General features: G+C 67.3%; 12 protein-coding genes. 10 read left to right on the forward strand and 2 right to left on the reverse strand.

Features of this window, described 5'->3' with window-relative positions:
- The coding region (locus tag AC1DWT_RS44265) for a TetR family transcriptional regulator (protein WP_477925663.1) at positions 1-389 on the reverse strand (389 nt) is incomplete at its 3' end.
- Positions 390-729: 340 nt separating this feature from the next.
- On the opposite strand from AC1DWT_RS44265, the gene AC1DWT_RS44270 reads away from it, so the two are divergent.
- Positions 730-2,199, forward strand: a complete 1,470-nt coding sequence (locus AC1DWT_RS44270) for an MFS transporter (RefSeq protein ID WP_477925665.1) — start codon at positions 730-732, stop codon at positions 2,197-2,199.
- 72 nt (positions 2,200-2,271) lie between these two features.
- On the opposite strand, the gene AC1DWT_RS44275 is transcribed toward AC1DWT_RS44270, so the two are convergent.
- On the reverse strand, positions 2,272-2,943 hold the full coding sequence (locus tag AC1DWT_RS44275) for a TetR/AcrR family transcriptional regulator (RefSeq protein ID WP_477925667.1): 672 nt from the start codon (positions 2,941-2,943) through the stop codon (positions 2,272-2,274).
- 292 nt (positions 2,944-3,235) lie between these two features.
- Here AC1DWT_RS44275 and AC1DWT_RS44280 point away from each other — a divergent pair, with 292 nt between their 5' ends.
- The 9 genes from AC1DWT_RS44280 to AC1DWT_RS44320 form a co-directional block, all read left to right on the forward strand.
- Positions 3,236-4,864 carry a class I adenylate-forming enzyme family protein gene (locus AC1DWT_RS44280; protein WP_477925669.1) on the forward strand — a complete coding sequence of 543 codons (1,629 nt, stop codon included), beginning with the start codon at positions 3,236-3,238 and terminating at the stop codon, positions 4,862-4,864.
- 10 nt (positions 4,865-4,874) lie between these two features.
- The gene (locus AC1DWT_RS44285) at positions 4,875-5,654 is read left to right on the forward strand and encodes an enoyl-CoA hydratase/isomerase family protein (protein WP_477925671.1); all 780 of its coding nucleotides are present in this window, start codon (positions 4,875-4,877) and stop codon (positions 5,652-5,654) included.
- Between the two features lie 14 nt (positions 5,655-5,668).
- A complete protein-coding gene (locus AC1DWT_RS44290) occupies positions 5,669-6,763 on the forward strand; it encodes a Zn-dependent alcohol dehydrogenase (protein ID WP_477925673.1) in 1,095 nt (364 codons plus the stop codon).
- Between the two features lie 44 nt (positions 6,764-6,807).
- Complete coding sequence (locus AC1DWT_RS44295; RefSeq protein ID WP_477925675.1) at positions 6,808-8,265, forward strand: aldehyde dehydrogenase family protein; 1,458 nt, start codon at positions 6,808-6,810, stop codon at positions 8,263-8,265.
- 111 nt (positions 8,266-8,376) lie between these two features.
- The gene (locus tag AC1DWT_RS44300; protein ID WP_477925677.1) at positions 8,377-10,041 is read left to right on the forward strand and encodes a flavin-containing monooxygenase; all 1,665 of its coding nucleotides are present in this window, start codon (positions 8,377-8,379) and stop codon (positions 10,039-10,041) included.
- Complete coding sequence (locus AC1DWT_RS44305) at positions 10,038-10,415, forward strand: hotdog fold domain-containing protein (RefSeq protein ID WP_005246555.1); 378 nt, start codon at positions 10,038-10,040, stop codon at positions 10,413-10,415. Before AC1DWT_RS44300 ends, AC1DWT_RS44305 begins: the two co-directional genes overlap by 4 nt.
- Before the next feature lie 2 nt (positions 10,416-10,417).
- On the forward strand, positions 10,418-11,716 hold the full coding sequence (locus AC1DWT_RS44310) for an NAD(P)/FAD-dependent oxidoreductase (protein ID WP_477925680.1): 1,299 nt from the start codon (positions 10,418-10,420) through the stop codon (positions 11,714-11,716).
- A 33-nt stretch (positions 11,717-11,749) separates the two neighbouring features.
- Complete coding sequence (locus AC1DWT_RS44315; RefSeq protein ID WP_005570176.1) at positions 11,750-12,445, forward strand: hypothetical protein; 696 nt, start codon at positions 11,750-11,752, stop codon at positions 12,443-12,445.
- 43 nt (positions 12,446-12,488) lie between these two features.
- Positions 12,489-13,526, forward strand: a 1,038-nt coding sequence (locus tag AC1DWT_RS44320; RefSeq protein ID WP_477925682.1) for a flavin monoamine oxidase family protein, incomplete at its 3' end; no start/stop codon positions are given.

Raw genomic sequence — 13,526 nt, forward strand, 5'->3', positions numbered from 1 at the left:
GTCGCGGATGCCTCGTTGTACACCATCTCGGCCTGCTGGCCTTCCTGACGCTGGCCCCAGCTGATCAGCTCGACGATCGCCGCGCCGAAGTCCGGATTCGCCAGGTACCACTCCATCACGCCGCGTAACAGGGCGCGCGCGGTGATCGCCACGTCGCCATGGACATCGTTGCGCGTCAGCACCTCTCGATACTGTCCGGCGACGTGCTCGAAGACCGCCGCGAACAGCACCTCCTTCGTGGCGAAGCAGTAGTGCAGGGTGGCCAGCGGGGCGTTCGCCTCCTGCGCGATACGGCGGGTGGTGGCGCCGTCGACCCCGTCGGCAGCGATCACGCGCACGGCCGCCGCCACCAGTTCGGCGCGACGTTCGGCGGCGGGAATGCGAGCCATGCCCTCTCCTGTCAACAGATCTGAACGGATGATCAAGTCGGTTCCACGCTACCAGTCGGAAAGGTAAGCGTGTTGCCATATTTCCCGGAGAACCGCCGTCAGGTGCGGGCAACAACGCGAAGCAAATAGTCATATGCCTTGATCAGACGACTCACTTGGCTTACGGTATGAGCCGGATCACATTGGCGGGTCGGCGCACTCCGATGCGACCACACCGGTTTCGAAGAAACAGACCCGTCATGACCGACGAACTCACGTGTCTCACCCCTGACGCCACCACAGAAGCCATGGTCGACATGATCATGCGAGACGGCGGCGTGATCATCGAAGGAAGCAATTCATGACAGAGATCCACCAGCAATCCGGACCCGGCCGTGCGGGGACTGCTCGCCCCGGGCCGAACAAGGCAGTGCTCATCGGTGTCGRCACGCTGCTGATCGTCCTGACCAACGCCGTCATCTTCATCCTGCCGCCGCTGTTGCCGATCATCCAGGCGCAGTACGGCCTCGCCACAGTGGCCGAGACGACGTGGCTCTACACGGCGCTGACCCTCGGCGGGGGAGCGGGCTTCATCTTGCTGCCGCGCCTCGCCGATCTGCACGGCGACCGTAACGCCGCGGTGGCGGCGTCCGCATTCCTTGCGATCGGCGCGCTCGTTCCGGCTGCCGGCGACTCGTACTCGACCCTTCTGGTCGGCTGCATTCTCATGGGATTCGGGGGCGCGGCGCAGCTGCTTCCGCTCGGTTTCCTGCGCCGCAATCTCGGCGAGGACGGTATCACGGTGGGTGTCGCGGTTCTGGTCATCGCCACCGGTGTCGGCATCGTCGTGGGCATGATCGGCGGTGGCTTCATCGTCGAGAGTCTGTCGCTGCGAGGCTTTTTCATCATCCTCACCATAGTGTGCGCAGTGACGGCCATTGCGTGCTATGCCGTGATCCCCCACACCCCGCCTGCTGAGCGTTCCGGCCGCATCGCGGTACTCGGCACGGTGTGGATGATCGCTTGGGTCGCCGCGATCCTGCTGACTCTGACGCAAGGCCTCGTGTGGGGCATCGCGGCGCTCATTCCGTTGATGGCCGGCATCGTCGGGGGCATCGCCTGGGTGCGCGTCGAGCGCCGCTCGACCTCGGCGGTGTTCGACGTCGCACTGATGAAGGCGCCTTTGGTCACCGCGTCGTGCTTGTGTATCGCATTGTTCGCCGCGGTGAACTCGGCCTTCCTACTGCTGCTCAGCACGTACGCTCAGATCACTCCCGAGGATCTTCGTCCCGCGGACGCCTACGGACTCGGGCTCAGCGCCCTGCAGACCGGCTGGCTCATGGCACCTTTCGCGGCGGCGTTCTTGATCCGCGGAACCGTACTCGACCGCGCCTTGTTCAACGGCCGTGGTGCGACCGTCTTCGTCATCGGAGCGCTCATCAGTGCATCGGGGCTGGCCTGGCTCGCCGTCGCGCACGACCAGCAGTGGCACTACCTGGTGGGCGCTGCCGTCATGGGTCTCGGGATCAGAATCGGCTACGCAGCGGGGTTCACCATGGTGCAGATGGCAGTGCCCGAGGAGAAAGCCGGGATGGCGGCCGGTATCGCCGGCACGTCCATGGCCGTGGGTTTCGCCTTCGGCACGGCACTGGTCAGCGCCGACCTCAGCGCCTCCCTGGTTCCGGTGGTCGGAACCGGTCTCGAGGTCGCTGCCAAGGGCCTCTACGGCATCGGCTACTGGTTATCGGGACTCCTCGCCCTGCTGGTCGTGGTGAGCGTGCTGGTCTCACGCGCCCGGTCCGGTCGGCGCGTCGGCGCGGCAGCGTCCTGAACGTGGCTGGGTCGATTGCCGTCCCCGACCTGGCGCGATGATTCGTGCGGGCGGCCGCTGCCGTGGCGCTCACTACCACTCCACACTCACCCAGGACACGAGCTCGGCGGGGGAGGCCTGCGAGGGACGGGCCGCCGGTCCGGAGGTGTTGCCGAGGTGGGCGGCCATCCAGGCGTCGAGCACGCCGAGGATGAGTTCGATCTGTCGTTCCGCCGCTGGGGGGTCGGTGAACACCAGCCAGTTGAGCGCGAATCCGTCCGACAATGTGGACACGATGTACGTCAGTGCGTCGATGGTGTCCGGGTCGACCGGCCGGCCGGAAGCGGTCGCGRCGGACTCGAGKWTCGYYCGYAKGGTCGCGGATGCCTCGTTGTACACCATCTCGGCYTGCTGGCCTTCCTGACGCTGGCCCCAGCTGATCAGCTCGACGRTCGCCGCGCCGAAGTCCGGATTCGCCAGGTACCACTCCATCACGCCGCGTAACAGGGCGTGCGCGGTGATCGCCACGTCGCCATGGACATCGTTGCGCGTCAGCACTTCTCGATACTGTCCGGCGACGTGCTCGAAGACCGCCGCGAACAGCACCTCCTTCGTGGCGAAGCAGTAGTGCAGGGTGGCCAGCGGGGCGTTCGCCTCCTGCGCGATACGGCGGGTGGTGGCGCCGTCGACCCCGTCGGCAGCGATCACGCGCACGGCCGCCGCCACCAGTTCGGCGCGACGTTCGGCGGCGGGAATGCGAGCCATGCCCTCTCCTGTCGACAGATCTGAACGGATGATCAGGTCAGCTTCGGCTACTAGTCGAAATGGACAATCAGGCCGCCATATCGGCGAGATGACCACCTCTCGGTGAGTGATCCTACCGGTTCGTGGTCATATGCCTTGATCATTTGACCATGTTCTTCTAGGCTATGACCGAGACCACAGTCCGGCGCCAACGGTGATCGGAAGGTCCCGGGCCTCGAGCTCACCGCGGATGCGCCGTTACGACCAGAGATCGCGAGCTGCATCCGCATCGCACCCGACAAGCGTGAAGAGGATGACCATGACCGGAGTCGAATCAGTTCCCCGGGAACGCGCGATCGCACTCGATCGCATGGCTGTGGACCCGCCGATCGACACCGTCGTCGGCCTGCTGGCGATCCAGGCCGCCCGCTTTCCCGACCGTGAGTTTCTTCGGTTCGCGGAAGGATCCTGGACCTTCGGCGAGATCGACGACTGGACGTCACGCCTGGCGCAGCGTCTGGTCTCCGAGGACGGGATTGGCGCCGGCGACCGGGTCGCGATCATGCTGCCCAACGTGGTGCAGTGGCCGATCGCCTGGCTCTCGATCCTCAAGGCCGGCGGCGTCGCGGTGCCGGTGAACTCGTCATACCAGCGCGCAGACCTCGAATTCGTGCTCCGAGACTGCGGCGCCCGGGTGATGTTCACCGACGACGGTCACAGCCCGCTCGTCGACGAGGTGCGCGCCGCGAACGGCGATCTGGCCGATGTCCGTATCGTCGAAGCCGCGTCGCGCGGCGAGCTCGCGCAGTACCCGACGGACAGGCCCGATGTCGCGATCACCCCGGACACGCTGGCCAACCTCCAGTACACCTCGGGGACCACCGGATTCCCGAAGGCGTGCATGTTGACCCACGACTATTGGGTCCGGCTGGGGTGGATCTGTGCGGGTGCGGCGGGCCTCGGGTCCGGCGACGTGGTTCTCACATCGCAGCCGTTCTCGTACATGGACCCGCAGTGGAACACCTCTTTGTGCCTTACGGTCGGCGCGCCGCTGGTGGTGCTGCCCCGGTTCTCCGCCTCGGGTTTCATGGCGGATGTCCGTCGACACCGGGCCACGTTCTGCTACGTGCTCGGCTCGATGCCCACGCTTCTGTTCAAGCAGCCGCCGAGCCCGGAGGACCGGGACAACGACCTGCGCCTCGTGCTGTGCTCGGCCATCCCCGTCGCGCTGCACGCGCAGCTCGAACAGCGTTGGGGCACGCCGTGGCGGGAGATCTTCGGGATGACCGAAAGCGGGGCCGACCTGGTCAGCCTCCCCGAGAGCACGGTCGACGTCGGCAGCGGACGACTGGGGCAGCCCGTTCCCACGAAGCAGGTCCGGGTGGTCGATCCGGAGGGCCGGGAAGTTGCCGCGGGAGAGTCCGGCGAGCTGATCACGTCGGGCAGGCCGATGATGCTCGGCTATTGGAACCGACCCGAAGACACCGCGGAGGTCCTCCGCGACGGCTGGCTGCACACCGGCGATGTCGCGGTCCGCGAGCCGGACGGCTACCGCCTGGTGGGCCGGATCAAGGACATGGTCCGCCGCGGCGGGGAGAACATCGCGAGCGCCGAGGTCGAACGCGTCCTCGAGCGCGACGACACCGTCGTCGCGACAGCGGTGGTCGGCGTCCCGGACGAGCTGTTCGGTGAGGAGGTCAAGGCCTTCGTTCAGCTGGCCCCCGGCGTCGAGGAGAGCCGCGCGACGGCAGAGCAAATCGTCGACGGCGCACGAACTCAGCTGGCGCGCTTCAAGATTCCTCGATACGTCGAGTTCGTCGCCGATTTCCCGCGCACCCCGTCCGAGCGCGTGTCGAAGCCGGCCCTGCAGGCGCGCTCCGCCGAGCATCCCGGCATCACCTACGACCTGCAGCCGCCGCGCACCGCCGGCAACGGCAACTGAGGAGCCGGACATGACCGACAGTTATCTGGACGTGCACATCGACGACGACGTCGCGGTGCTCACGCTGAACCGCCCGGCGAAGCTGAACGTGATGGACGTGGCAACGAGGGTGCGGCTCGCGCAGACCATCCGCCGGTTCGGAACGGGTGATCTCGTCCGCGGGATCGTGCTCACAGGCACCGGGCGGGCGTTCTCCGCCGGTGAGGACCTGCAGGCGGTGCCGACCACCTACGACGAGATCCGCGAGGCCTTCGCGACCTTCCACGACATCACCCGCGCGATTCTCGAGACGAAGGTCCCCGTGATCGCGGCCGTGAACGGGATCGCGGTCGGCGGCGCCTCGGAGATCACGTTGTGTTGCGACTCCCGGATCGGCACTCCCGCCGCCGAGTACTACCAGCCGGAGAACCACCGCGGAATCATCATCTCGAACGCTTCGAGCTTCCTCATGGGCCGCCTGGTACGCAACCACGCGATGCGAATAATTCTGGGCTCGAACCGGATAGGCGCAGGCGAGGCCCTGCGGATCGGGCTGCTCGACGAGATCGTGGCCCCGGAGGTACTGGTGCACCGCGCGGTCGAGGTGATCAGGCAATGGAACTCCGATCCCCGGACCACCGCGCTGCACCTGGGTCTGCTGCGGCCGCGCCCCGAAGACATCGAGGCCGCGTTCACCCGCGAAGACGACGCCGCCCGCCAGTCGTGGGAGTCCGGCGCCTTCACCGAAGGCATCGAGGGCTTCTGGGCATCGAAGAACGCGGCGCCGCCGGCGCCCGCGCAGAGCAATTGAGATCGGAGACGATGATGATCACCACCGAGGCAGCGCTTCTCACCGCGCTGAACGAACCGCTCGAATTCACCGAGATCCAGGTCGACGACCCGGATCCGAACGAGGTCCGCGTCGCAGTCTCGAACGTGGGCCTGTGCCACAGCGACCTGCATTACATGACCGGCACCGTGGGCGCCGACCTACCCGTGGTTGTCGGGCACGAGGTGGCGGGCGTCGTCGAGTCGGTCGGCTCCGCGGTGACCTCGTTGCGCCCGGGCGACCGCGTCGTCGGCGCTCTCACACCCTCGTGCGGGTTGTGCCGCAACTGCCAGGTCGGGCACTCGACGCAATGTCAGCGTGTCTCGCAGATCCGACAGCGCCCCCGCCCCGCTTTCCAGCTGCCGGGAGGCCAGGTCGTCGAACGGCTCGGCGACATCGGCGCGTTCTCCCGCCACACCGTGATGCGGGAGAACTCGCTGGTCAAGGTTCCCGACGAGGTGGGACTGCACGTCGGGTGCCTGCTGTCGTGCTGCATCGTCACCGGCGTCGGCGCCGTGTTCCGCGGCGCGCAGGTACGCCCCGGCGCCACCGTGGCCGTGATCGGCTGCGGCGGTGTCGGATCGGCCATCATCCAGGGCGCACGGCTCGCGGGGGCCTCGGCGATCGTCGCCGTCGATCTCGACGATGCCCGGCTCGCGGCGGCGCGGACCTACGGTGCCACGCACGTCGTGAACGGTGCGGCCGATGTCCCGGCCGAGATCCGGAAGGTGCTCGGCGACGGCGTGGATTACTCGTTCGAGGCCGTCGGTTCCGCCCGGACCGCGGCTACCGCGCTGGCGGTCCTCCGCGGCACGGGCACGGCATGCCTGGTGGGCATCGCGCCCGACGGCACCGACCTCACTGTTCCGGCGTCGGATTTCTTCTTCGGTGAGAAGCGCCTCATCGGTTCCTACATGGGCTCGGGCCAAGCGCACGAGGACATCACCCAGTTCGCGCGCCTCTACCTGCAGGGCCACCTGTTGCTCGACGAGATGGTCAGCGACGTGATCCCGTTCCACGAGATCAACAAGGGCTTCGAGGCGATGAAGTCGGGCGAGGTGACCCGCATCGTCGCCGACCTCACCGCGTGATCACCCCGACCCCATCCACAATTGCGCACAGAAGGAGTCCGCAGATGTCGAATACGCAACTGCCTCAGCCGATCAACTACATCGCGGACCGGTGGTCCGAGTGCCGGGCACTTCCGGACGCGTGGAATCTCGACCCCAACACGGGGCAACCCATCCACCGCGCCGTCACCACCGGACCGGACGACGTGGAGCGCGCGCTGCGCCATGCCGAGCGGTCCTACGGCTTCGAACGCTGGGATGACGCGGCGAGCGAGGAACGCGCCGCGGTCATCGAGCGTGCAGCCGACATCGTCGAGACCCGGATCGAGGACATCGCCCGGACCGATGCCCTCACCAGCGGCGTCCCGATCGCGAAGGCCCGGCTGGTCGCGCAGTTCCTCCCGCACCGGATCCGCTCGTCCGCTGCGGATCTGCGGGCCACCCCGCGGCGCACCGCGCTGGCGGCCGGCGGCCGCGACGTGCGGCTGTACAAGGTCCCGTGGGGCCCCGCAGCCATCCTCACCCCGTGGAACGGCCCCAGTTTCATTCCCGCCGCGAAGATGGTGAGCGCCCTCGCCGCCGGCTGCCCCGTCATCCTCAAACCGTCGGAGCACGCGCCGAGCAGCGCCCAGATCATCGTCGAGTGCTTCGTCAAGGCCGGGCTGCCCGACGGTGCGCTGCAGCTCGTCCACGGCGGGGGAGACGTGGGCGCGGCGATCACCGGCGACCCCCGCGTGAAGATCGTCTCGTTCACCGGCGGCCCGAACGCGGGTCGTGCGATCGCCCGTGCCGCCGCGGAGGACTTCACGGTGCTCCAGCTCGAGCTCGGCGGCAACAATCCGGCCCTCGTGCTGGACGACGCCGACATCGACGTGGCCGCCGACGGGATCCTGGACGGGATGACCAAGCTCAACGGTCAGTGGTGTGAGGGACCGGGAAAGGTGTTGGCGCACAAGAGTCTCGTCGAGCCGCTCCTGGACGCGCTGCTCGATCGCATCTCCCGCATCGAGATCGGGCACTCGCTCGACGAGAACTCCCAGCTCGGCCCGATCTCGAACGCCCCGCATTTCGCCACCCTGCAGAGCCGCATCGAGGGGCTGCGGGCCCACGGCGCGACGATCCATCAACCTGCGCAGCTGCCCGCGCTCGACGGGTTCTTCCTTTCGCCCACCGTCGCGTCGGGAGTCGACGCGTCGGTGGCGACGGCCGAGCTGTTCGGACCGCTCGTCAGTCTGCACGCCGTGGAGTCCGACGAGGACGCGCTGCGCGTTGCCAACGCCAACCCTTCGGGTCTGGACGCCTACGTGTTCGGCGGCGACCTGGATCGCGCCGTCGAGGTCGGATCCCGTGTGCTGTCCGGCGAGGTGCGCGTGAACGGTGCCAAGATCGCCGATCTCGCAGACGGTTCGGCACAGAGCTTTTGGGGCACTGCCGGAATCGGCGGTCACGCCCCCGGCGAGTCCGTCCGGGTGTTCTGCGGCGACCGCGTGGTCGGCGTCGATTCACCCGACCTCCCGCTGTAGCGATCGGCACTACTTTCGCGTCACCCCTTGACTGTGACCGGGACCACTGGTCTACTAAATGAAGTCAATTGATCCAGTCAAATGACCAATTTAACGAAAGCGGCAAATTCCATGAACTTCCCCTCCACCTCGGATACCGGGATCGTCGATGTCATCGGCGTCGGCGCCGGCTTCTCCGGCCTCTACCTCTCGCACCGGCTCACCACCGCCGGGTGGACCTTCGCGGGCTTCGAGGCCGGACCCGGCGTCGGCGGCACCTGGTTCTGGAACACCTATCCGGGCGCGCGCTGCGACGTCGAGAGCATCTACTACTCGTACTCGTTCGACGAGGCGCTCCAGCAGGAGTGGACGTGGAGTCAGCGATTCGCGCCGCAGGCCGAGATCCTCAGCTACATCAACCACGTCGCCGACCGCTTCGACCTGCGCAAGCACTTCACGTTCGATACCCGAGTGGTCGGCGCGACGTGGAACGCGGCCGACCGGCTGTGGGAGGTGCAGCTGGACAACGGCGAGACGCGCCGCGGCCGCTACCTGATCTCGGGCGCCGGCGGTCTGTCCACCCCCAAGGACTTCGACGTGCCGGGCCTCGAGAACTTCACCGGACTCCAGGTGTCCACCAGCCGCTGGAACATCGCGCTCGACGACCTGGCGGGCAAGCGTGTCGCTGTGATCGGCACCGGATCGTCAGGCGTGCAAGCCATCCCGCTGATCGCGGAGGTCGCCGAGCACGTCACGGTGTTCCAGCGCACCCCGAACTATGTGATGCCCGCGCGCAACGCCGACCTCCCCCCGGAGCAGGTCGCCGCCGTCAAGGACGGCTACCCGGCGATCCGTGAGGAATGCCGGCACTCGCCCGGCGGCATCCCCGACCGCCCCGTCACCGACAACGCCTTCGACGTCTCGGACGAGGAGCGTCGGCGGCGCTACGAGGAGGCTTACGAGCGCAGCGGCTTCCAGGGCGTCGGCGCCGAGTTCGCCGACCTCCTCACCGACGCCGAGGCGAACCGGACCGCGTCGGAATTCATCCACGACAAGATCCGTGAGATCGTCGAGGATCCGGCCACCGCCGAGCTGCTGGTGCCCAGGTATCACCCTCTCGGCGCCAAGCGCAGCGTTTTCGGTACGGACTACTACGAGACCTACAACCGGCCGAACGTGTCGTTGGTGTCGCTGCGTGACGAGCCGATCGAGACCATGACCGCGAACGCGATCGTCACCTCGAAGGGCACCTACGAGGTGGATGCGGTGGTGCTCGCGATCGGGTTCGACGCCTTCACCGGCCCGCTGTACGGGCTGGGTCTCACCGGCGCGTCCGGCAAAACGCTGCAGGAGACCTGGCACGACGGCATCCGCACCTACCTCGGATTCATGACCACGGACTTCCCCAACTTCTTCATGGTGGCCGGTCCCCTGAGCCCCGCGTTGGCGAGCAACGTGGTGGTGACCATCGAGCAGGCCGTCGACTGGATCGCCGATCTCATCGAGCACGCCCGCGACTTCGGCGCCACGCTGATCGAGGCCACCCCCGAGGCCCAGAACGACTGGGTGGACATCACCGAGGGGACCGTCGCCCAGACGCTGTAYGCCACCACCGACTCCTGGTACCGCGGCTCCAACATCGAGGGCAAACCCAACACCTTCATGGGCTATGTGGGCGGTGTGGGCAAGTACCGCCGGATGTGCACCGAGATCGCCAAGCGCGGTTACCCCGGCGTCGAGATCGACGGGGAGACACAGTCCCGCAACCTCGGCCCGATCCATCAGGAGATCTCATGAGCAGGACGGTGCACCGGCGCTATGTCGCCTTCTCCGACGCGCACTACGCCGGAAACCTGGTCGACGGTGCGTTCGCCCTGAAATTGTTCGGCGACGCCGGTACGAACCTGTCGATCGAGATCGACGGCCACGAGGGGCTGTTCGCCGGCTACTCGTCGGTCGAGTTCCTCGCCCCGGTCCGCGGCGGTGACGTCGTCGAGGCCGAGGCCCGGCTGGTGAAAAAGGGCAACCGCAGCCGCACGGTCGATTTCGAGCTCCGAGTGATCTGCCGCGGCTCCGACGACACCGGCCGCGCACAGGTCCTCGAATCGCCACTGGTCGCGGTGCGGGCTCGCGGCACCGCGGTCATCCCCGCAGACGAGACGGAGAAGTAGCCATGGAGCTGATTCACGACACCGGTTGGGCCGCACCGCCCGCCACCGTCGAAGAACCCCTGACCGGTGACATCGACTGCGATGTCGTCGTGATCGGCGGCGGCGGGGGCGGCATGTCGGCCGCCATCCGCCTCGCCGAGAAGGGCGTCGACGTGGTGCTCCTCGAGGCGCAGACCCTCGGCTGGGGCGCCAGCTCCCGCAACGCCGGATACATCACGAACTCGGTCGCCGCCGATCCGGAGCTGTTGGGTTTTCTGCTGAAGCGCGAGCGGCTGCGCGACCTCTACCGGTACGCCGAAAACGCGGTGCACTTCGCCGAGGACGCCATCACCCACTACGGGATCGACTGCGGCTACCAGCAGGAGGGCATCGTGATGGCCGCCGTGTCCAAGGGGCAGCTGCGGCACGCGCGCCGCAATGCGAAGGTCATGGCCGAGGCCGGATCGGCGGCCGAATTCGTCGAGGGCCGCGCAGCAGGCCTTCCGGACGGCTTCCTCGGCGGAGTGCGCGAGGGTGTCGGTGGCACGCTCAACCCGGGTGAGTTCGTCCTCGGTCTGCGGGCCGCGACGATCGCGTCCGGCGTGCGTGTCTACGAACGCACCCCCGCCCGCGACGTCACGGACTCCGGCGACGGTGTCACCGTCGACACACCGGACGGAAGGGTTCGGGCTCGCAAGGCGCTGCTGACCACCAACGCCAACAGCAACGGCTTGTCCATCGCGCCGAAGAATCTCGCTGGCCCGGTGTGGACCTCCCTGGTCGAGACCGAACCCGTCGCACCCGAGCGACTCGACGCCATCGGCTGGACCAGCCGCGCCCCGATGGTCACGCTGCACATGATCATCGAGAGCTACCGCGTGACCCCGCGGGGCACCATCGTGTTCGGCACCCGCCGCGTACAGACCGGGCGGAACCCACTGCCGAACCGCACCCCCGCACGGAACGTCACCGACGACCTCGTCCGCGGATTCCACGACCGCTTCCCGGGCCTGCGCGACGTCAAGCTGCAACAGTCATGGGGCGGCTGGATCGGCATGAGCTCCACGTGGCTCCCGGTCGCCGGCGAGGCCTCCGACAACGTGCTCTACTCGCTCGCCTGCAACGGCCACGGGTTCGCCCAGGCACAGTACGTGGGCCATCTCCTCGCGGACCGGGTCGGCGGCGCGCCGCTGCACGACGACCTGGCCGCGATCTGGCACGGCCGCAAGCATTTCTGGCCCAGCTTCGTCAGCGGACCCGCGCTGCACGCGGCCTGGCTCGCCGACCGCGCCTCCGACCGCCTGGCAGCCCTCACGAACTAACCATCGGCGCAAGCCACCCTCCAAGGAGAAATCATGTCCATCAAAGAACTGCTCTTCGCGGTCGCGGACATCTGGATGATCGCCGTCGGATTCACCTACGGCATCAAATTCATCCGGAACTACAAGAACTACCTGCTCGGCATCGAGTGGATCATCGTCGCGACATCGGGTTCGAACTTCCTGATCTACGGCCTCGTCAAGGCAGGTCACGACAGCCCGATGTACGCCTTCGCCTACTTCCTGGACGCCTTCTCCCGGTCCGTCGGCATCACGCTGATCCTGGTCCTGGGGCTGATGAAGGTCACCCACCGGTACAAGCCGTCCGCGGCGGTGGACATCGGCGCGTTCGCCCTCGCGGGCGTGGTGGGCTTCCTCCTCAGCCAATTCGCCGTGGAGATAGGTCTGCCCGGCAAGATCTTCTACATCGTCGTCAACGTGCTCACCACGATCTTCCTGATCTACTTCGTCAAGCGCCTCTGGGGCATCGGCGAGCGCGGGCACGCCATCTCGGCCGCCGTCGCCACCGCCTGCGGCTTCGTCATCGCCGCGACCTACGACTTCGTCCACATCCCGGGCGACGACGCGGAGCACACGATCTTCTACATCTTCGCGCTGTCCACGTGGGGCCTGCAAATGTTCACGTACTACCGCGCCTACCGAGCGTTCGACGCCTACAACAAGCGCGTCGATGCGCAGGCGGTCAGCGGCAGCGCTCCCGCTACGGCCTGAGCCGCCGGACCTTTCCTTGTGATCGAGAGTCAGGAACCGAAAAATGACAACGCACGACGTGTATGAAGAGACCACCGAGGTAGTTGTTGTCGGCGCCGGAATGTCGGGGCTGATGGCGGCCACCACGGTGGCGCCGGAGACCGACGTGGTGGTGCTCGAATCCACCGATCGCACGGGCGGACGAGTCGAGACCGTCCGTCGGGGCGACTACTGGATCAACGTCGGCACCCAGTTCACCGAGGGCACCGGCACGCTGATCGATGCCCTCGACCGGCACGGCATCGAGATGGGCTCGCTCGCAGGCAAGAGCGTCGCGCTGTACTTGAACGGCGAGGTGGTCGACACCTCGAACCCCGTCGCGCTCATGTTCCGCACGCGGATGACCATGATGGACCGTATCGGCATGGCCATCGTCGGTGCACGCATCCTCTCGGTCATGCCGTTCCTGGAGTCGCAGAGCCGTATCGCGCAACGGGTTCGCGCCAAGCTCGACACCAAGCTGGCGTCATACCTGCTGAAGGGTGTCCGGTCGGAGTTGGCCGCCGCCGTCGTGCGGTCGTGGTCGGCGCAGTGGATGGGATGCGAGGTGGAGGAGACGGCCGCCACCCAGTTCGTCACGTCGGTGGGCCTCGCGCTGGCCGACCCGGAGAAGATCCCGAACTTCTCGCTGCCGGTGGGTGGCAATCAGACGTTGACCGACGTGCTGACCGAAGATCTCGGTGGCCGGATCCGGCTGAACTCGGTGGTGCGCTCGGTGCGGCAGGACGGTGACGGCGTGGTCGTCGACTATCACGACGGCGACCGACCGGTGCGGCTGCGGGCAAAGCGCGCGATCGTGACCGCACCCGCCGATGTCGCCGAGCGAATCATCCCGGACCTCCCGCAGCAGCACCGGAATGCTTTCAACGACATCACCTACGGCCGGTACGTAATCGTCGGATTCTTCACCGACGAAGTCGGGCCGCAGCGCTGGGACGACTACTTCGCTGTCTCGACGCCGCAACTGTCGTTCCAGGCGATGTTCAACCACGCCGCGGCGATGCGGAACGGCGACGACCGTAAGCCGGGTGGAGCGCTGGCC

The sequence above is a fragment of the Rhodococcus sp. P4_B6 genome (genome assembly GCF_056402215.1).

Excerpts from the sequence above, each read along its gene's own strand:
- AC1DWT_RS44280 (WP_477925669.1), top strand. The coding sequence starts at position 3,236 with ATGACCATGACCGGAGTCGAATCAGTTCCCCGGGAACGCGCGATCGCA.
- AC1DWT_RS44285 (WP_477925671.1), top strand. The coding sequence starts at position 4,875 with ATGACCGACAGTTATCTGGACGTGCACATCGACGACGACGTCGCGGTG.
- AC1DWT_RS44290 (WP_477925673.1), top strand. The coding sequence starts at position 5,669 with ATGATCACCACCGAGGCAGCGCTTCTCACCGCGCTGAACGAACCGCTC.
- AC1DWT_RS44295 (WP_477925675.1), top strand. The coding sequence starts at position 6,808 with ATGTCGAATACGCAACTGCCTCAGCCGATCAACTACATCGCGGACCGG.
- AC1DWT_RS44305 (WP_005246555.1), top strand. The coding sequence starts at position 10,038 with ATGAGCAGGACGGTGCACCGGCGCTATGTCGCCTTCTCCGACGCGCAC.
- AC1DWT_RS44310 (WP_477925680.1), top strand. The coding sequence starts at position 10,418 with ATGGAGCTGATTCACGACACCGGTTGGGCCGCACCGCCCGCCACCGTC.
- AC1DWT_RS44315 (WP_005570176.1), top strand. The coding sequence starts at position 11,750 with ATGTCCATCAAAGAACTGCTCTTCGCGGTCGCGGACATCTGGATGATC.